The organism is Bacillus sp. ILBB4, assembly GCF_035064545.1.
Classification (GTDB): Bacteria; Bacillota; Bacilli; order Bacillales; family Bacillaceae_H; genus Priestia.
Genome location: NZ_JAIQVD010000023.1, coordinates 1 through 18,875, shown reverse-complemented (window position 1 = coordinate 18,875; position 18,875 = coordinate 1). Strand labels below are relative to the sequence as shown.

17 protein-coding genes and 2 riboswitches are annotated in these 18,875 nt (G+C 38.5%); of the genes, 3 read left to right on the top strand and 14 right to left on the bottom strand.

The window, feature by feature from the left end; all coding sequences use genetic code 11:
* Positions 1 to 429: 429 nt before the first annotated feature.
* The 7 genes from LAV82_RS30630 to groES all read right to left on the bottom strand — a co-directional run bounded on the left by LAV82_RS30630 (position 430) and on the right by groES (position 10,366).
* A complete protein-coding gene (locus tag LAV82_RS30630) occupies positions 430 to 1,755 on the bottom strand; it encodes an NCS2 family permease (protein ID WP_013055032.1) in 1,326 nt (441 codons plus the stop codon).
* Between the two features lie 134 nt (positions 1,756 to 1,889).
* Positions 1,890 to 1,991: riboswitch (purine riboswitch) on the bottom strand.
* A gap of 97 nt (positions 1,992 to 2,088) precedes the next feature.
* Positions 2,089 to 3,618, bottom strand: coding sequence for a glutamine-hydrolyzing GMP synthase (guaA, locus tag LAV82_RS30625; protein WP_028410369.1), 1,530 nt, complete (start codon positions 3,616 to 3,618; stop codon positions 2,089 to 2,091).
* Positions 3,619 to 3,741: 123 nt separating this feature from the next.
* Positions 3,742 to 3,843, bottom strand: a riboswitch (purine riboswitch).
* Between the two features lie 39 nt (positions 3,844 to 3,882).
* Positions 3,883 to 6,075 carry a transglutaminase TgpA family protein gene (locus LAV82_RS30620; protein WP_499717590.1) on the bottom strand — a complete coding sequence of 731 codons (2,193 nt, stop codon included), beginning with the start codon at positions 6,073 to 6,075 and terminating at the stop codon, positions 3,883 to 3,885.
* Positions 6,072 to 7,262: a DUF58 domain-containing protein gene (locus LAV82_RS30615; RefSeq protein ID WP_499717589.1), complete on the bottom strand. Its 1,191-nt coding sequence runs from the start codon at positions 7,260 to 7,262 to the stop codon at positions 6,072 to 6,074. The genes LAV82_RS30620 and LAV82_RS30615 overlap by 4 nt, the downstream gene beginning before the upstream one ends.
* 11 nt (positions 7,263 to 7,273) lie before the next feature.
* Positions 7,274 to 8,206 (bottom strand): AAA family ATPase, encoded by a 933-nt coding sequence (locus LAV82_RS30610; protein WP_498820065.1) that lies wholly within the window; start codon positions 8,204 to 8,206, stop codon positions 7,274 to 7,276.
* Positions 8,207 to 8,382: 176 nt separating this feature from the next.
* A complete protein-coding gene (gene groL, locus LAV82_RS30605; RefSeq protein ID WP_211080120.1) occupies positions 8,383 to 10,014 on the bottom strand; it encodes a chaperonin GroEL in 1,632 nt (543 codons plus the stop codon).
* 67 nt (positions 10,015 to 10,081) lie between these two features.
* Positions 10,082 to 10,366, bottom strand: a complete 285-nt coding sequence (groES, locus tag LAV82_RS30600; protein ID WP_013055026.1) for a co-chaperone GroES — start codon at positions 10,364 to 10,366, stop codon at positions 10,082 to 10,084.
* A 299-nt stretch (positions 10,367 to 10,665) separates the two neighbouring features.
* Here groES and LAV82_RS30595 point away from each other — a divergent pair, with 299 nt between their 5' ends.
* Complete coding sequence (locus LAV82_RS30595) at positions 10,666 to 11,394, top strand: CPBP family intramembrane glutamic endopeptidase (RefSeq protein ID WP_013055025.1); 729 nt, start codon at positions 10,666 to 10,668, stop codon at positions 11,392 to 11,394.
* On the top strand, positions 11,391 to 11,618 hold the full coding sequence (locus LAV82_RS30590; RefSeq protein WP_013055024.1) for a YdiK family protein: 228 nt from the start codon (positions 11,391 to 11,393) through the stop codon (positions 11,616 to 11,618). Before LAV82_RS30595 ends, LAV82_RS30590 begins: the two co-directional genes overlap by 4 nt.
* Before the next feature lie 25 nt (positions 11,619 to 11,643).
* On the opposite strand, the gene tatC is transcribed toward LAV82_RS30590, so the two are convergent.
* The 3 genes from tatC to LAV82_RS30575 are packed head-to-tail and all read right to left on the bottom strand — an operon-like array spanning position 11,644 to position 13,292.
* On the bottom strand, positions 11,644 to 12,399 hold the full coding sequence (tatC, locus tag LAV82_RS30585) for a twin-arginine translocase subunit TatC (protein ID WP_499717588.1): 756 nt from the start codon (positions 12,397 to 12,399) through the stop codon (positions 11,644 to 11,646).
* Between the two features lie 15 nt (positions 12,400 to 12,414).
* Positions 12,415 to 12,600 (bottom strand): twin-arginine translocase TatA/TatE family subunit, encoded by a 186-nt coding sequence (tatA, locus tag LAV82_RS30580; RefSeq protein ID WP_013055022.1) that lies wholly within the window; start codon positions 12,598 to 12,600, stop codon positions 12,415 to 12,417.
* Positions 12,601 to 12,653: 53 nt separating this feature from the next.
* Positions 12,654 to 13,292 carry a redox-sensing transcriptional repressor Rex gene (locus LAV82_RS30575; protein ID WP_013055021.1) on the bottom strand — a complete coding sequence of 213 codons (639 nt, stop codon included), beginning with the start codon at positions 13,290 to 13,292 and terminating at the stop codon, positions 12,654 to 12,656.
* 458 nt (positions 13,293 to 13,750) lie between these two features.
* Between LAV82_RS30575 and LAV82_RS30570 the strand changes: the two genes are divergently transcribed.
* Positions 13,751 to 15,685, top strand: coding sequence for an ABC-F family ATP-binding cassette domain-containing protein (locus tag LAV82_RS30570; protein ID WP_211080119.1), 1,935 nt, complete (start codon positions 13,751 to 13,753; stop codon positions 15,683 to 15,685).
* 254 nt (positions 15,686 to 15,939) lie between these two features.
* Here LAV82_RS30570 and tsaD read toward each other — a convergent pair whose 3' ends face one another.
* From tsaD to tsaE, 4 genes are read right to left on the bottom strand one after another with little or no spacing between them, the layout of a single operon-like run.
* Positions 15,940 to 16,956, bottom strand: coding sequence for a tRNA (adenosine(37)-N6)-threonylcarbamoyltransferase complex transferase subunit TsaD (gene tsaD / locus LAV82_RS30565; RefSeq protein ID WP_499717587.1), 1,017 nt, complete (start codon positions 16,954 to 16,956; stop codon positions 15,940 to 15,942).
* A complete protein-coding gene (gene rimI, locus LAV82_RS30560) occupies positions 16,953 to 17,402 on the bottom strand; it encodes a ribosomal protein S18-alanine N-acetyltransferase (protein ID WP_013055018.1) in 450 nt (149 codons plus the stop codon). The genes tsaD and rimI overlap by 4 nt, the downstream gene beginning before the upstream one ends.
* Before the next feature lie 14 nt (positions 17,403 to 17,416).
* On the bottom strand, positions 17,417 to 18,115 hold the full coding sequence (gene tsaB / locus LAV82_RS30555; protein WP_014461962.1) for a tRNA (adenosine(37)-N6)-threonylcarbamoyltransferase complex dimerization subunit type 1 TsaB: 699 nt from the start codon (positions 18,113 to 18,115) through the stop codon (positions 17,417 to 17,419).
* On the bottom strand, positions 18,112 to 18,582 hold the full coding sequence (tsaE, locus tag LAV82_RS30550; protein ID WP_499717586.1) for a tRNA (adenosine(37)-N6)-threonylcarbamoyltransferase complex ATPase subunit type 1 TsaE: 471 nt from the start codon (positions 18,580 to 18,582) through the stop codon (positions 18,112 to 18,114). The genes tsaB and tsaE overlap by 4 nt, the downstream gene beginning before the upstream one ends.
* Between the last annotated feature and the right edge of the window lie 293 nt (positions 18,583 to 18,875).

Genomic DNA, 18,875 nt, shown 5'->3' with positions numbered 1-18,875 from the left:
CATGTATTAGGCACGCCGCCAGCGTTCATCCTGAGCCAGGATCAAACTCTCCGAAGAAATGTTTGACTTGCTCATTTAAAAAATAAAAATTAACGTTGACGTTTGTCGCTTTGTTCAGTTTTCAAAGTTCAACCGTTGCTCTGAAGCAACTTTATTAGTATAACATTCTATCATTTTGATGTCAACATCTTTTTTAAGATGTTTCTCTCAACTGCGCTGTTCATCAGCGACATTTAATAATTTACCATATATAACATATAGAGTCAATCGTTTTTCTAAAAAACTTTATAAATAAAAAAGTTAATGAAGTAAACCTTCAGTAAAACGATTGAATACTCTCTATTACAATAGCAATCTAGCCGCTATGCAGTTTTCTTATCTTACCATAAAAAAAAAGCCCAGTCATTAAACTGAGCTTTTTTATTTAAACTATTCTGCTAAGAATGCAAAATAGAGTATGAAGATGATACAGAGAGCATACATAATTGGATGAACTTCTTTTCCACGCTTGCTACATAACATTGTAATAGGATAAAAGATAAAACCAACCGCAATACCTGTTGCAATACTGTATGTTAATGGCATCATAATTACCGTGAAAAATGCGGGAACTGCTACTTCGAACTCTTTCCAATTAATCTCTCCTAAATTTGACACCATCAGAGCTCCTACCGTAATTAAAGCTGGCGCAGTAACAGCTGGTGTTACGACCGCTAACAATGGAGAAAAGAACAGTGCAACTAAGAAAAACGCCGCCGTTACGATTGCAGTAAATCCTGAACGTCCGCCCGCTGCTACTCCAGCCGTAGACTCTACATAAGCTGTTGTTGACGAGGTACCAAGAACAGCACCAACTACAATCGCACTAGAATCTGCCAATAACGCTCTGCCCGCTCGCGGAAGTTTATTATCTTTCATAAGCCCAGCTTGACTCGCTACAGCAACCATCGTACCTGCTGTATCGAAGAAATCAACAAATAAGAAAGTTAAAATGACGACTAGCATCTTTACAGTAAAGATATCACCGATATTTTGAAAAGCTGCCCCAAACGTCGGATCAAGACTAGGAACTGATGAAACAACTGCTTTAGGTGTATCAATTAAACCAAAAGCCATACCTGCTACAGCCGTTACAATCATACCGATAAATACAGCTGCATTTACTCGAAGCACCATTAATACAATAGTAATTACAATCCCAAAAACCGCAAGTAACGTTGTTGGGTTAGTTAAATCACCCAGTCCAACAAATGTGGCATCATCTTTGACGATGATTCCGGCACCTTTCATACCAATAAAACTAATAAATAAACCAATACCTGCTCCAACAGCCATTTTTAATTCAATAGGAATAGAATTAATAATTTTTTCTCGCAGGCTTGTTAATGTTAAAAGAATAAAAATAACACCTGATATCATAACACCTGTTAAAGCCGTCTGCCATGGAATTCCCATTGTCAGAACAACTGTATAAGCAAAAAATGCGTTTAATCCCATACCTGGAGCTAATGAAATTGGATATCTACCAAGCACTCCCATAACAATTGATCCCAAAGCTGCAGCTAAAGCAGTAGCTGTAAATACAGCCCCTTGGTCCATTCTCATACTGTCAGGTAGATCCTTTACATCACTTAGTGATAGCACAGATGGATTAACAAATAAAATGTAAGCCATAGATAGAAAAGTTGTAAGGCCAGCTATAAACTCTTTTCGATAGCTAGTACCCAGCTCTTCAAAACGAAAATACTTCTTCACGTTTTTTCCTCCCTTTATAGAAGCCGCATGCACTTAGGCAAGCCATAAAAAATGCCTCTACACTATGGCGCGTAAAGGCATAAAATCGACTAAAAGAGAAATGTATGAGCCAAAAAAACAAAAGATTTTTATACATACATGTATTACTTTCTCGTAGTCAAGCCATTTACGGTAGCTCGGTAGAAACTTTTGGGCCTTATCCCCAAGATTATACGACATTAAAGCTATATCTCGCTATTTTATGTTACTATCCTACCATTAACTTTTTAAAAAAGTCAACAAAAAACGAACATTCTTATAAAAGAATGTTCGTTCGTTCGGTTTTCTTACATATTATTCCCATTCAATTGTTGCAGGTGGCTTACTTGTAATATCGTACACTACGCGGTTAATATGCTTAACTTCGTTTACAATACGCGTTGAGATAACTTCAAGCACATCCCAAGGAATACGCGCCCAGTCAGAAGTCATACCATCAATCGATGTAACAGCACGAATACCGATTGTGTAATCATACGTACGAGCATCTCCCATTACACCTACACTGCGGATGTCAGGAAGAACCGTAAAGTATTGCCAGATATCGCGCTCTAAGTCAGCTTTTGCAATCTCTTCACGTAAAATAGCATCCGACTCACGTACAATTTCTAACTTCTCTTCCGTAATTGCACCAAGTACACGAATACCTAGACCTGGTCCTGGGAAAGGTTGACGCCAAACGATGTTATCAGGGATACCTAATTCAGAACCTAATGCACGTACTTCATCTTTGAATAGCGTGTTTAACGGTTCGATTAGTTTGAACTGCATATCTTCCGGTAATCCACCTACGTTGTGGTGAGATTTGATCGTTTGAGCTGTAGCTGTCCCACTCTCGATAATATCTGTGTATAGCGTACCTTGAGCTAGGAAATCAAACCCTTTTAATTTAGCAGCTTCGTCATCGAATACATAGATAAATTCATTACCGATGATTTTACGCTTTTGTTCAGGATCTGATACGCCGTTTAATTTTTCTAAGAAGCGATCTTTTGCATCGATTTTAATTACGTTCATATTAAAGCCTTCGCTGAATGTTTCCATTACGCTTTCCGCTTCACCTTTACGTAATAAACCGTGATCTACGAACATACATGTTAACTGATCACCAATTGCTTTGTGAATTAATACAGCTACTACTGAAGAGTCTACTCCACCGCTAAGTGCGCAAAGTACTTTTCTATCTCCAACTGTTTCACGGATTTTATCCATTTCAACTTCAATGAAGTTCTCGATTGACCAGTTTGCTTCAGCATGACATACTTCAAACACGAAGTTCTTTAAGATATGGTTACCGTGCACTGAATGGCGAACTTCTGGATGGAACTGCACTCCGTACATATTCTTTTCTTTGTTACTCATTGCGGCAATTGGACAAGATGGGCTAGTTGCGTCCACTTCAAAACCAGCTGGTGTTTCTACAACTAAATCACCGTGACTCATCCAAACAACTTGTTCTTTTGGCAACTCATGGTACATTAATGAATCGTTTTGTACGTTAATCGCTGCTTTACCATATTCACGATGGCTAGCACCTTCTACCTTCCCGCCAAAATGATGAGTCATTAATTGCATTCCATAACAAATACCTAAAACAGGAATACCTAATTCAAAAATGTTTTCATCGCAGTGAAATGCGTTTTCACCGTACACACTGTTTGGGCCTCCAGAGAAAATAATTCCCTTTGGATTTAATGCTTTAATCTCTTCTGCTGTAATTGTGTGCGGATGCAATTCACTATATACTCCGAACTCGCGAATGCGACGCGTAATCAGTTGGTTATATTGACTACCAAAATCTAATACAACAATCATGCCTTCCATCTTGTTCACCTCTCCGAATGTGTAAATAATCACTTGTTATTATGCCCTAAAATATAAAAAAAACTAGACTTCTCCCTCAAAAAACAAAGGCAGAAGTCTAGTTGAGCACGACGTTTATCGTCAAATAGACTGTTCTGCCTTCATAGTCAGATCGTTTAAGGTGACCCGGTAGAGACTCTCGAACCATATTATCGAGGATATATGAAGGTATACGAAACATTTATAGTAAGTTCGAGAATATTCTATCAATCCGCGAAACAATGGTCAAGAACTCGTTTTTTTGATTAAATTTTCCCACAATTCAATCGACTCTTTCCATTCTTTTATGGAATCTGCATTTCGATACAAAACCCGCTCATATTTTTCCGTTAATTTTAGCATATTTACCGTATTTAATTTTTCGTCTACTTCTCCTGCAAAGTCGCGCAGCGTTTGACTTTCTTGTCGCTTTAGTCCATTTGCAGCGAGTCTTTTAAGTAAAAAAGCATACGCTGATTCAAAGGTTTCCACTTTCTCTTTCTTTTTATAAAAAGAGATATAAAAAGGTAAAAACCATTTAAATCGATTGAGATATATTACTATTAATATAACTACAATCAGTCCGTAAAAAAGCACTTTCCACTTCATAGACAACTTAGCATTTTGAAGAGAAGCTGTTTTTTCTTTCGCTTTTTCTTCTTGTGCCGGAAGCTCTTTTTCCTTAGGCTGCTCCTTCACTTGCGTTTCTTGTTTCTCTTCTTCCCTCTGACTATTTTCACTAGAGTTGTTAGATTGGCTATCTACAAAATCATAAGGATTAGAAAAACTTTTTGTTGGTTCAAAAGGTACCCAACCCGCTCCTGGAAAATAGACTTCGACCCAAGAATGAGCATTATTTTGTGTAATTTCATAGGTTGTCCACTTACTACTTCCTGAAATGACGGTGGCATCACCTTCTGTATAGCCCTTTACCCACCGAGCAGGAACATCTAATGAACGAAGCAGCACGACCATAGAAGTAGAGAAGTTATCACAGTACCCTCTTTTTGTATCAAATAAAAATTGATCCACATAATCTTTATTTTTCGTAGGAATTGGAACATTTTCAGTATCATATACATATGAATTTGATCGGAAGTATTCTTCAACGGCTTTCGCTTTTTCATAACGATTGTTCTTATTTTTTGTTACCTCACGAGCTAAATCCTTTACTCGTTTCGGCAAGTTAGCAGGAAGTTGTGTATACCTTGCTATAAATTTGTTATTATTCTCTAGACTCTCTGCCTTTTTTTCCTCTGCTTGCTGAAGAAGTCCAATATCAAATACAGGATATTTATACGTCAGCTCATACGACTGAACAGTAACAAGCTTGTCATTTTGATAAGGATATAATTTTTCATTTGTCGGTGTAACATCGGTTTGAATGCCATTTTTTAAGGTTAGCGACAGCAGTTGAGGAACATGCATAAGATGAACTGAAGGCTGCGAATAGGTAACTTCTGCTTTTCTTACTTGTCCTGCTACACTTGAGTCATATTGAGGGAGTAAGTTTTCATTTCCTTTAAAGGGCACTTTTTCTTCCTCTTTAGACAGCTCCCACCCCTTACCTGTATAAACATCCTTCGTTTCAATACGCCAATAGTGCTCATCCTCTACTTTGGCTGTAAACACAACCGTATCATCATTGACAAACGATCCCCCCAATTTAGAATCGTCCATATCATAGCCAATTCGTTGACCGCTTGCAGATTCTCCCTGTCCTTGATTTGTTGTATGCGCTGTGATAAAAGGTACGGGATCTGGCCACTGCGGCCCTGGTTTAGGAGCGAGATAAGCCAGCACAATGACGATAGCTAAAAAGCTGCCCAGAAAAAGAAACGATCGTCTTCTATTTTCTAAACGCTCAGTGCTCGCAGCTTTTATACGTTCAGGATCTATGCGAAGCATAGCTACTAATAAAAATCCGATAATCGTCACACGAATAATAGCAGCTCCCGCATCGTAAGTAGAAAAGGTATCCAACACGGTAATATACAAAATGGTTAAGAAGAAAAAGAAGAAAATTCTTTTTTGATAAAAGATCCAATATCGAATTAAATAAGCCATAATCCAAAGCAGCACAAAAAATAAAGTGCTCCTCATTTCAAATGATAAATTCGCTATATTCCACTCCATGATACTTTGTGCATCTGACTGAAGAATTCCCAACAGTCTCGGAAGCCAGTCTGAAGAAAAGAAGGCTCCTTGAAAATAAAGATTGTGAAGCGAAAACAAAATAAACAATATACTCCCTAACGTCATCACGATAAACGGCAAGCGAAACGTTAAACACAAAAAACAGTAAGCAACAAACAAGATAAAGTACTGAATTTGATTGGTATCCGTCACTTCATTTAAAGGAAGAAGCCATTCCACTAATAAAAAGAATGCTCCCGCGTACAATAAGATGTTTTTTACATACAAAGCTGATTTATTCACTTATCTCCGCCCTCACTTCCTTTAGATGATAGAGGAAGTGGAATATTAACGACTTCAATCGTTAAAGCAGAAGATTGTATTCCATTTACAATAACCGTCTCTTCGTCACTAAGCCCTGCTCCTTCATCTTTAACGACAATTACTGATGCCTTAGCATGGAGACTCAGCTTAGATTGAACCTGCCCAATAAGAGTCCCTGTAACTTGGCTGACAATGACCATAAAAGAATGCTGTTTTTGAATGGCAATACTCTTAAATTCTGTTTCGAATGCTCGATTGTTAACAGGCTGGGCACGTGCTAAGTGATACAACAGGTTATCAGACTCACTTTGTTCAGAGGTTTTTGGTGAAAAAATTGCATCTCCAGCTAAAAGAAAATCGACTTTTTTACGCTTGGTTTCTTCGTGAATGAGCATGGATGCCAGAAAGCTCATTCGTTCTTCAAAGTATAGAGAGCTTATAACATCTGCAATGATAATCATACTCCGTTCATGATAATGACCGAACTCTTTAGAAATCAGCGTAGCTTTACGAGCCGTCGCCTTCCAATCAATAGACCCTAATCGGTCACCCGGCTGATATTCTCTAATGCCTGTCACTAACGTAGTAGATTGATTCCCCGTCGAAACTTCATTTTTTCCTTCTTCTATTCCTGCTAAAAGAAACGGAATATCTATCTTATGAATCTGAGGATAAACGATAAATCGCTGGGGCAGCGGATAATATGCCTTCTTTTTTACAATTCCTAATAAATCACTCAGTTCAATCGAAATCGTAAAAAATTCATATTCTCCTCTTTCTACAAACGATCTTTTATACGGAATAACGGCTTTTCGTTGAAAAAACGGATAAATTGTTCTTTCTTCTTGATCTAAAAAGTTACTCTCCTCTTTCACTGCTGCCATATAAACAGGAAAAGCCGAGGAGCGTGTAATGTGAATGTCATACGAAAGATGATCTCCAGCGAATCGAGGCTGTAGCTTCACATCACGAGTAACATTCCATTTCTTTAACGGATAAAGCAAAACGGCTACCGCATATAACCCAAAAGGTAAGAAGCTATAAAATAAAAACCAGCTGACAAATCCCCCTTGAAACATGGCGTAAGAAAACGTAGCAGCAAAGATGCAAAATAAAACGAACCAGTCTCTACATTTATTCCATATCACTTTTATATACTGTTTCATAAAGTACCCTCTTACCTTTTAACAGGTACTTTCGTATCAGCCATAATTTGCTTCATCACATCACTCGCTGTTAAGCCGCTGTACTGGGTATCAGGTCTTAGCGTTAATCGATGTGCACACACATACGAAGCAAGCTCTTGAACATCATCAGGAAGACAGTAATCTCTTCCCTTCACTAAAGCATATGCTTGAACGGCCTTCATAAATGAAACCGTTCCACGAGGACTAATACCTAACGAAACATGTGGATGAGAGCGCGTTTTACGAATGATTTCAATGATATAGTGCTTGATTGCATCGTCTACATAAATACTGCTTACAGCTTTTTGAGCCTGTACTAATTCTGGAATGCTCATGACGGGTTTGACATCTTCAAGATTGATCTGGGTGGATACGCCATTTAAAATTTGAAGCTCCTCTTCTTGCGTAGGATACCCCATGCTTAATTTGAATAAAAAACGATCCAGCTGCGCTTCCGGCAAATGATAGGTCCCATCAAAATCAACAGGATTTTGAGTAGCCATCACAAAAAAAGGTGCTGGAATTTCCCGGGTGATACCATCGGTTGTTACATGATGCTCAGCCATTGCTTCTAAAAGCGCCGATTGGGTTTTAGGAGAAGTCCTGTTAATCTCATCAGCGAGTACAATGTGGCTCATGATAGGACCTGGACGAAAATGAAATTCCATGTCTTTCGGACTGTAGATAGAAACACCTGTTACATCGGACGGCAGCAAATCAGGCGTGAATTGAATTCGTTTAAACTCGGCATCAATCGATTTGGCCAGTGCCTTCACGAGCATCGTTTTCCCCACACCCGGCACATCTTCAAGCAAAATATGCCCCTTTGCAAGCAAAGCAACTAAACTCAACGTAGATACATGACGCTTTCCAATTACAATTTGATCGATGTTTTCTAATACTTGATTTAATTTACTATTAATATGATCGAGCTGAATCAACGAAGCTCCCCCTTAAAACTCAGTTAAGCCTTGAGTTTACTATGTTTTTCAATAAACATAGTACTATCTTAACAAATTTTAAAAAAATCTGAAAATATTAATGCACGCAAAAAAGCGACCAAGTGAGTACTTGATCGCTTTTTCAGAGAGGGCAGTGATTACATCATGCCGCCCATTCCACCCATGCCGCCCATGTCAGGCATTGCAGGAGCTGCGTTTTCTTCTGGCTTGTCAGCAACAACTGCTTCAGTTGTTAAGAACATAGCCGCTACAGAAGAAGCATTTTGAAGAGCTGAACGCGTTACTTTTGTTGGGTCAACGATACCAGTGTCTAGCATATTTACCCACTCGCCAGTTGCAGCGTTAAATCCAGTTCCAACTGCTTCGCCTTTTAGACGCTCAACGATTACGGATCCTTCTAAACCAGCGTTGTGAGCGATTTGACGTACAGGCTCTTCAATCGCACGTAATACGATGTTGATACCTGTAGCAGTGTCACCGTCAGCTTCGATGCTTGCTACTTTATTATAGATATTTACTAATGCAGTACCACCACCAGCTACGATACCTTCTTCAACCGCAGCGCGCGTAGAGTTTAATGCATCTTCAATACGTAATTTACGTTCTTTTAACTCAGTTTCAGTTGCCGCACCAACTTTAATTACAGCTACGCCACCAGCAAGTTTTGCTAAGCGCTCTTGTAATTTTTCGCGGTCAAACTCTGAAGTTGTTTCTTCAAGCTGAGCTTTGATTTGGTTTACGCGTGCTAGGATATCTTCTGCGTTTCCTGCACCGTTTACAACTGTTGTATTTTCTTTTGTTACAACAATTTTAGAAGCGCGACCTAATTGGTCGATGCTTGCTGTTTTCAGGTCAAGACCAAGCTCTTCAGTGATTACTTCTCCGCCTGTTAAGATCGCAACGTCTTGTAGCATTGCTTTACGACGATCACCGAAACCAGGAGCTTTAACAGCTACAGCTGTAAATGTACCGCGAAGTTTGTTCACAACTAATGTTGCTAAAGCTTCGCCTTCTACGTCTTCAGCGATGATTAATAGAGGCTTGCCTTGTTGAACAACTTGCTCTAATACCGGTAAGATTTCTTGAATGTTACCGATTTTTTTGTCTGTAATTAAGATGTACGGGTCATCTAATACAGCTTCCATTTTATCTGAATCAGTTACCATGTAAGGAGATGCATATCCACGGTCAAACTGCATACCTTCTACCACTTCTAATTCAGTTGTGAAACCTTTTGACTCTTCAAGTGTGATAACGCCGTCGTTACCAACGCGCTCCATTGCTTCAGCGATTAGTTGACCTACTTCTTCGTCAGCCGCTGAGATAGCCGCTACTTGAGCAATTGAATCTTTACCTTGAATTGGTTTAGAGATTGCTTTTAGTTCTTCAACCGCTACAGCTACTGCTTTTTCCATACCTTTACGGATACCCATTGGGTTAGCACCAGCCGTTACGTTTTTAAGGCCTTCTCTGATCATTGCTTGCGCTAAAACTGTTGCAGTAGTTGTACCGTCACCAGCAACGTCGTTTGTTTTGCTAGCAACCTCAGCTACTAATTTAGCACCCATATTTTCAAATGCGTCTTCTAATTCGATTTCTTTTGCAATTGTTACACCGTCATTTGTAATAAGCGGTGAACCGAATTTCTTTTCTAATACAACGTTACGACCTTTTGGTCCAAGCGTTACTTTTACCGCATTTGCTAATGTATCTACACCACGTAGCATTCCGCGACGTGCTTCTTCGCTAAATTTAATGTCTTTTGCCATGTTCTTTGACCTCCTCAAGATATTCTTAATAATCTATTTTTTACGTATGATAAGTTTGTGGTTAAAATTAGCCGATTACAGCTAAAATATCGCTTTCGCGTAAAATTAAGTATTCAGTACCTTCATATTTCACTTCAGTACCTGCATATTTTGAGAAGATGATACGATCGCCTGCAGCTACTTCTAAAGCTACACGCTCACCGCTTTCTAATACTCGGCCTGTACCAACAGCCACAATTTTACCCTCTTGTGGTTTTTCTTTTGCACTGTCCGGTAACACGATACCGCTTGCTGTTTTTTCCTCAGATTTTACAAGTTCAATCACTACGCGATCACCTAATGGCTTTAACAAGTGAAACAACCTCCTCAAATAATATGTTTGCATTTTTATTAGCACTCAACCTCAACGAGTGCTAACACAATTATTATATTAAAACAAAGTGGGTTTTTTTTGCAAGTATTAAACAAAAAAAATTTAAAATTTACGACAACTACATATAATAGTCTTAGATTTCGACGATTTTGAGAAATAAAGCATTCTTTTCTCTGTTCAATAATATGTATGTTACAATACGAGCAAGAAGAAATTACTAACTTCACAGTACTTCTTCGACATATATACATAAAAACCTTTTAAAGGAGTATAGAAGATTGGAAAAACGTTATTGGTATGTTATCCTCACCTACATCCTTATGCAGTTTTCAGGAGTTGTTGGTATACCGCTGTTAAAATTAACAGGAATGTTTGATCAATATCCAGTTCGAACAGCGAATGTCATGCTTTTGACTTATTGGACCATCATTAGCTTTATCCTTGGTTTACTTATTGTCTTACTGCTGCTGCGCCGTGACATGTCCATGCGTATAGAACATGCGGGAACAACGGTAACTGTTGTCTGGTCAGTCCTTGGGGTGTTCTTGGCTATGGCTGGTCAAGCTGTAGCAGGTATGATTGAGCACGCTCTTGGCATTACCCAAGTATCTGAAAACACACAAAATATTGTTAATCTTGTTAAAGCAACGCCGTTCCTCATTGTCGTTACGTCTGTTATTGGACCAATTCTAGAAGAGATTATTTTTCGAAAGATTATTTTCGGCTCTCTTCACAAACGATATAATTTTTTTATCTCTGCATTTATTAGTTCCCTTATTTTCGCTGCCGTACACTGGGATTTTAAACATTTGCTCGTGTATACAGCCATGGGATTTGTATTTGCATTCCTTTATGCAAGAACAAAACTAATTATTGTACCCATTATTGCTCACGTGTTGATGAATACAATCGTTATTTTATCTCAAACTATTTTTGCAGATAAAATTATAGAAATGCAAAAGCAAGCAGAACAAATGCAGTTTATTTTTGGAGGCATGTTTTTATGAAGAATATCCCTTTAACACGAGGGTTTATTTATATTATTATGGGGATTTTATTCACCTACCTGGCCATTCAAAATGCTCAGGAAACCGTGTGGAACTTCCCTACGATCTTATTTGCACTCGTAGCCGCATTCGATTTCAGATTTGCGGTTCGCATTTTTATCTTGCACTATAAAATTAAAAAGTTGCAGCAGCAATATAAAAATCAAGATGATTCATCTAAATAAAAAAACCACTGTTTCAGTGGTTTTTTTACATACTAACATCTTCTCTTTCTTGCTCTGCCCTTGCCTTTAACACTTTGCGATACGAAATGCGGGAAATAATGATGCTGATTTCATACAAAATTAAGAGCGGCACTGTCACCATCATGTGCGAGAGCAATTCCGGTGGTGTAATAAGTGCGGCAATAACTAGCAGTACGAAATAGGCATACTTTCGAATTTGAGATAAAAACATAGGCGTTATAATTCCTAATCGCGTCAAAAACATGACGACGACAGGAAGCTGAAACAACAGGCCAAAAGGCAGTGTGAGCTGCATTAAAAAAGAAAAGTATTCATTAATGCCAATCACTTGGTTTACATTCAGCTCATCAGAAACGCGCGTCATAAAATCGACGACAAATGGAAACAACACAAAATAAGAAAAAGAGACACCGCCGATAAAGAGAAAAATGGAAACAGGAATATATGCAAGCGTTACCTTACGCTCTTTTTCATATAAACCAGGACTAATAAATGCCCAAAGTTGATACAGTGCAACAGGAGCTGCAAGTACACAGCCGATAATAACAGCAAACTGCATATAAATCTTAACTGGATCTGTTAGCCTAAATGCATTCATCGTTAAATTTTTTGCCTCATCAGCATGCTGTAAATAGACAATAACCTTATCCGCTATAAAAAAGCCGCCAATTGTGGCAATGACAAAGAAAAATAAAACAATTAAAATGCGTTTTCGCAGCTCTCCTATATGATCATATATTGACATTTCTTGTTCAGTCATACTATGATCACCCTTTTACTCTTTGTCATCTACTTGACGCTGTTTATCTTTTTCACGATCTTCTGATGCACCGCTAGCGGCATGCTTAAACTCTCTAAGCGTTTGCCCGACTGACCTTCCTAGCTCCGGTAACCGTTTCGGTCCAAAAATAAGCAGTGCTACAATCGCAATAATAATCCAACTGCCTGCTCCAATCCCCATATTCCCACTCTCCTTATTAATTTAGACTTAAGGAAATCGTAACACAGTCCACCTTATTCAACAGGATAATTTTTCAAAAAATAGACAAGCGACTGTAATTCTACAGCAAGATCAATATGATGTAGTCGAATCTCATCCGGTACGTTTAAGCGTGCAGGAGTGAAGTTTAGAATCCCTTTAATTCCGCAGTTCACTAAACGATCGGTAATTTGCTGAGCAACAGTGGCAGGAACGGTTAAAATCGCCACTGAGATATCATCACTCATATAATCTTCCAATTGGTCAAGGTGATAAACCGGCACGTCACCTACTTTTGTACCGACTTTATCTTCTATCACATCAAAAGCGCACTCAATTTTGGTGTTATTATTTTTAATAAAATTATAATTTAAAAAGGCCGTTCCCAGATTCCCCACGCCAATCAGCGCTACTTTCGTTACTTCATCTTGGTCTAACGTTTTACGGAAAAATGTAAGTAAATAATTCACATTGTAGCCGTATCCCTTTTTCCCTAATGCTCCAAAGTAAGAAAAGTCCCGACGAATAGTAGCAGAATCAACTTTCACTGCCTCACTTAACTCTGCTGACGAAACACGCTGTTTACCAGAAGCATGCAAGTTTTTTAAAAAACGATAATAAAGCGGCAATCGTTTAGCCGTTGCTTGTGGTATTTTTAATTGTTCAGTGTTCACGTTGTACCCCCTCAGTTCATGTATGTCATTACTAACATTTTCAAGTCATATTGCATTACCTTTCACAAAGCATCAACCGCTTTGAGGTAGCGCTTCCAATTCTCTCTCTTTTCTCTTGTTTTATATATACTCCGCTTCACACCCCGACGGCTTTTGTCTATCCAGCACTACTTAAAGTCGTTAGCTAGAACGAAGCAATTATCCCTTCAAAGGATTCGTTTGTTAGTCATGACGGATTTTCTACATCCATCATATATAAGTTCAGAGATGCACTTATCTCTTATTTTAACATAGTATCCTGTATAAAATGTGCACGTAAAATCATTTTATTTCATGAATCAAAACATTCGCTTCATCATTTGTCCTTGTCCCTGTACAAATTACAAACGCTTGTAGGAAGAACTTGTAGTTGAAAATATGTTAAAATACACTATGGATATACTACTAGAGGTGAAAAAATGATTATTCTACAATTGAACGGTATTACAAAATACTATGGGGCAGAACCCATTTTATCGAATATAAAGTTAGAAGTACAATCAAAAGACCGCATTGCCCTAGTGGGACGAAACGGTGCTGGTAAATCAACTTTATTAAAAATTATTGCAGAGCAGCTTTCTTATGACAGCGGAGAAATTATTAAACCTAAAGGTGTTTCCATTGATTATATGGGACAAGATACAGTTCTTGAGTCAACACTCTCCATATGGGAAGAAATGATGACTGTCTTTGCTCCGTTAAAGAAGATGGAAAAAGAATTACGTACGCTTGAAACTAAGATGGGCGATCCAGACATTTTTAATGATTCAGTTCAATACGAAAAACTAACCAAAGAGTACGATCAGCTTCAAGTAACGTTCAAAGATTTAGGCGGCTATCAATATGAAGCGGATACACGATCTATTCTTCACGGTTTCCGTTTTTCAAACTTTGACTATAGCACCCCTATTTCCTCCTTGAGCGGTGGACAAAAAACACGCTTGGCTCTTGCAAAACTGCTTTTAACAAAGCCGGACTTGCTTATTCTCGATGAGCCTACCAACCACTTAGATATTGAAACTTTAGCATGGCTGGAACAGTTTCTGCAAGGGTATGAAGGAGCTATTTTAATTGTTTCACACGATCGTTACTTCCTTGATAAAGTCGTAAATCAAGTGTATGAAGTCACACAAAAAACAACGGTGAGGTACACGGGCAACTACTCTAAATACCTTGTACAAAAAGCAGAGCGATATGAAAAAGAGTTGCGTCAGTACGAAAAGCAGCAAGATGAAGTCGCAAAACTGAATGATTTTATTCAGCGAAACATCGCCCGCGCATCGACTACAAAACGTGCGCAAAGCAGACGTAAACAGCTCGATCGAATGGAGTTAATAAATCGACCTAACGAAGGCGAAAAATCAGCTAGTTTTTCGTTTGAAATTGAGCGTCAAAGCGGAAATGAAGTCTTAAATCTCGAAAACGTGTCTATTGGATATGATGAACACAAATATATTGTTCAGCAGGCAAACCTTCGGATTAAAAAAGGTGAAAGCCTTGCGTTGGTTGGCCCTAATGGAGTTGGGAAATCTACGTTATTAAAAGGTATTGTGGATAAACTAAGCTTCAAGACTGGAACCATTTCTTTTGGCTCAAACGTAATGGTTGGTTATTACGACCAAGAGCAAGCTAATTTAACGTCTAATAAGACCGTTTTAAATGAGCTTTGGGATGACTACCCATCCAAACCTGAAAAAGAAATTCGTACAGCGCTTGGAAATTTTCTGTTTTCAGGTGATGATGTACTGAAAATCGTTTCCACGCTTAGCGGTGGTGAAAAAGCACGTTTGGCTCTTGCGAAGCTTATGCTTCAAAAAGCTAATTTCTTAATTTTAGATGAACCTACTAACCATCTTGATTTAGATAGCAAACAAGTACTCGAGAATGCGTTAATCGATTACCCAGGAACTCTGTTATTTGTTTCACATGACCGTTATTTTATTAACCGTATTGCAAACAAAATAGCAGAGCTATCTCCTGAAGGAGTAGAAGAATTTCTTGGAGATTATGACTATTATGTAGAAAAGAAAGCAGAAATAGAGGAAATCAAAGAATTAGAAAATATAAAAGCAAACGAAGAACGTACTGTAAAAGTAGATAAACAGTCCTATAAACAAGATAAAGAACAAAAGAAATTGATGAGGCAGCGAACGCGCCGCATTGAAGAAATTGAAACTGAAGTAAACAAATTAGAAGCCGAACAAGCGGAGAATGAAGAACTTCTTTGTGTTCCTGAAATTTATCAAAACCACGAAGAAGTATCAAGATTAAACGGTGAAAATGAAAAAATTTCTTCACAGTTATCCACATTAATGGAAGAGTGGGAAGAATTACAGCTTCTTCTAGAAGAATAGCCTGTATTTTTTCGTATTTATTCATCCTATTTACTTGTTCATGCGCTTTAGAACAAGCTTTATCCACTCTGTGAATAAATAGTGGATATCTGTCTGATTTTCATAATTAAAACTTGTTGATAACAGGTCCGTGTACTGAGTGCACGGACTTTTCCACATAATTATCCACAGTTAATTCTAAATTTATTGAATATTGTTGATAAATCATTTTTATCCACAAAAAAGACGAATGAGAAATGAATCTCATTCGTCTCTTACTCTTCCAAGTCCAAACCGGGGTTTGCGTTTAATGACATATCTGAACGTTTTCCTTGAGCAAACCGTACACTTGCTGCTGCTCCAATCATTGCGGCATTATCCGTGCATAGAGACAGCGGCGGGATAATAAGCTCAATGTTTGATAATGGTGCAAATGCCTCTTCTAGCGCTGCTCTAAGTCCTTTATTAGCAGCAACCCCTCCTGCTACTAACACTTGCTTAACGTTATATTCCTTTGCAGCTTTAACGGTTTTAGTTACTAACACATCAATAACACTCGCTTGAAAGCTAGCAGCAAGCGTTTGGGGAAGAATTTCTTCACCTTTTTGCTTCGCGTTGTGGACAGTGTTAATAACTGCTGATTTTAACCCACTGAAACTAAAATCATAGGATCCTTCTTCTAGCCAAGCACGCGGCAAATCAATTAATGGCTCTCCTTCATGTGCAAGGCGGTCAATATGCGGTCCGCCTGGATATGGAAGGTTTAACGTGCGGGCTACTTTATCGTAGGCTTCTCCTGCTGCATCATCTCTCGTTTCACCAATCACTTTAAACTGACCGTGACTTTCCATGTATACAAGCTCCGTATGCCCTCCAGATACAACTAGTGATAAAAGCGGGAATTCTAATTTTTTGATTAACTGATTTGCATAAATATGTCCTGCAATATGATGAACACCAATTAATGGCTTCTGATGTGCAAATGCTAGCGCTTTGGCTGCATTTACGCCAATAAGAAGTGCTCCCACAAGCCCAGGTCCTTCCGTTACAGCTATTGCATCAATATCTGCAAACGTCATGTTCGCTTGATTTAAAGTTTCTTCAACTACTACCGTAATTTGTTCCACATGATGACGAGATGCAATCTCCGGTACGACACCGCCAAATCGTTTATGGCTTTCTATTTGTGATGCCACCACATTGGCTACAATTTCATGACCGTTTCGAATCACGGCTGCTGCTGTCTCATCACAGCTTGTTTCTAATGCTAAAATTAATTGATTTTCACTCATAAATTCACCCACATAACTAATGCATCCTCATTGTTATCAGAATAATAATTCTTACGAATACCTCCAGGTTTAAAACCTAGCTTTTGATACAATGATTGTGCAATATGATTAGATACCCTAACTTCTAATGTCATTGACGTAGCACCTAGTTTTCGAAGAACGTCCATCACGTTGCGCAGCAGCAATTCACCGAGTCCCTTACCTCGGTAGTCTGGCAATAGCGCAATGTTGGTTACATGTGCTTCGTCAATAACAATCCACGTTCCGCAATACCCAATAATATTTTCTCCTTCTTCCATCACAATGTAAGTTGAAAATTGATTATTGGTTAACTCATTTTGAAACGCTTCTGAACTCCAAGGTGTCGTAAAAGACTTCTCTTCGATTTTCACTACTTGATCAATATCTTTAACTTCCATTAAACGAAACTTAATTGTTAGTTTCATGTTTATACCTTCTTTTATCCTTTTTGCTGTGAAGCAAGCCAGTTGGCTTCGGCTTCAGCTAAACGAATGTAGTTCGGAACAAAAGTATGCACAGACTGCGGCTCTTTCTTCATTCCTAAGAAGGCCAATTCACTTGGTCTTGGATTAAACTGCTGAACATGAGCAAATACAGCTTGTTCACCCAACACTTCTTTTAACGCCTCTTCATGCATGGGAAGATCATTGCCTATGAATAAAATAGGTTTGTTGTATGACTTTAAATGTTCCGCCCAGTCCTTATTAATAACAAGTCGATCACTTTCAACTTCTAGAAGACCTCGTTCGTTATTCCATTCATATAGTCCTGTATAAAGCTGTTGACGGCGCGCATCAAATAACGGAGCAATATATCCATCAAAATAGCGACCGTTTGCTGCTAGTGCCTCAAGGCTAGATACACCTATTAAAGGAATATTTAAAGTCCAAGCAAGTGTCTTGGCAATGGTAACGCCAATGCGTACACCTGTATAAGACCCAGGACCGTGTGCCACTACAATGCGGTCTAGCTCGCTTGGCGCAATATCACAATCTTTTAACAGAGATTCCACAGCGTTCATCACACGAACGGAGTGATTCTTTTTTAGATTCGTAATAATTTCTCCAATCACTTTGTTTTCTTCAACGACAGCAACACCCATGACAAAATTGGATGTATCAATGGCTAACATTTTCATCTTTTAAAAAGCTCCTTACATATTTCAACGTACCGACTCCCCATCGCTTTTACAAGGATTTTACGAGTCGTTTCGTTTTCATGGTAAATATTGATTTGAATATATTCATTAGGAAGCTGCTCTTCAATCAGATGAGCCCACTCCACGACCGTCACGCCATCTCCTTCAAAATACTCATCGAACCCTAGGTCTTCAAATTCATCCCCTAGACGGTACACATCCATATGATAAAGAGGAAGGCGACCGCTTTTGTATTCTTTAATGATAGTAAATGTCGGGCTATTCACATTGCGTTCAATTCCTAACCCTTTAGCTAAACTTTTTGTGAATGTTGTCTTTCCAGCCCCCAAATCGCCTTCGAGCAGCAGCACGTCACCAGCTTCTAATAAAGTTGCTAGACGAGCAGCCAGCTGATTAGTTTCATCAGGAGACGTAGATATAAACGTAAATTCGTTAATCTCTGTCATTCATTCAGAACCTCATTTCAATCTGTATATATATATTGTAAACGTTGTGGACTATACATATCCAGTAAGAAATCCAACAATCTTTAACATCGCAATTCTATAAAGAAATTTCTTTGTATATAAAAAATTCCTTAGGATTGCTCCTAAGGACGGTAAAGTTTTATATAAAAATGGTTCAAACAATAAAAAAGACGAAACACATTGTTTCGTTTCTAAAAAATGGCGGTCCCGACGGGAATCGAACCCGCGATCTCCTGCGTGACAGGCAGGCATGTTAACCGCTACACCACGGG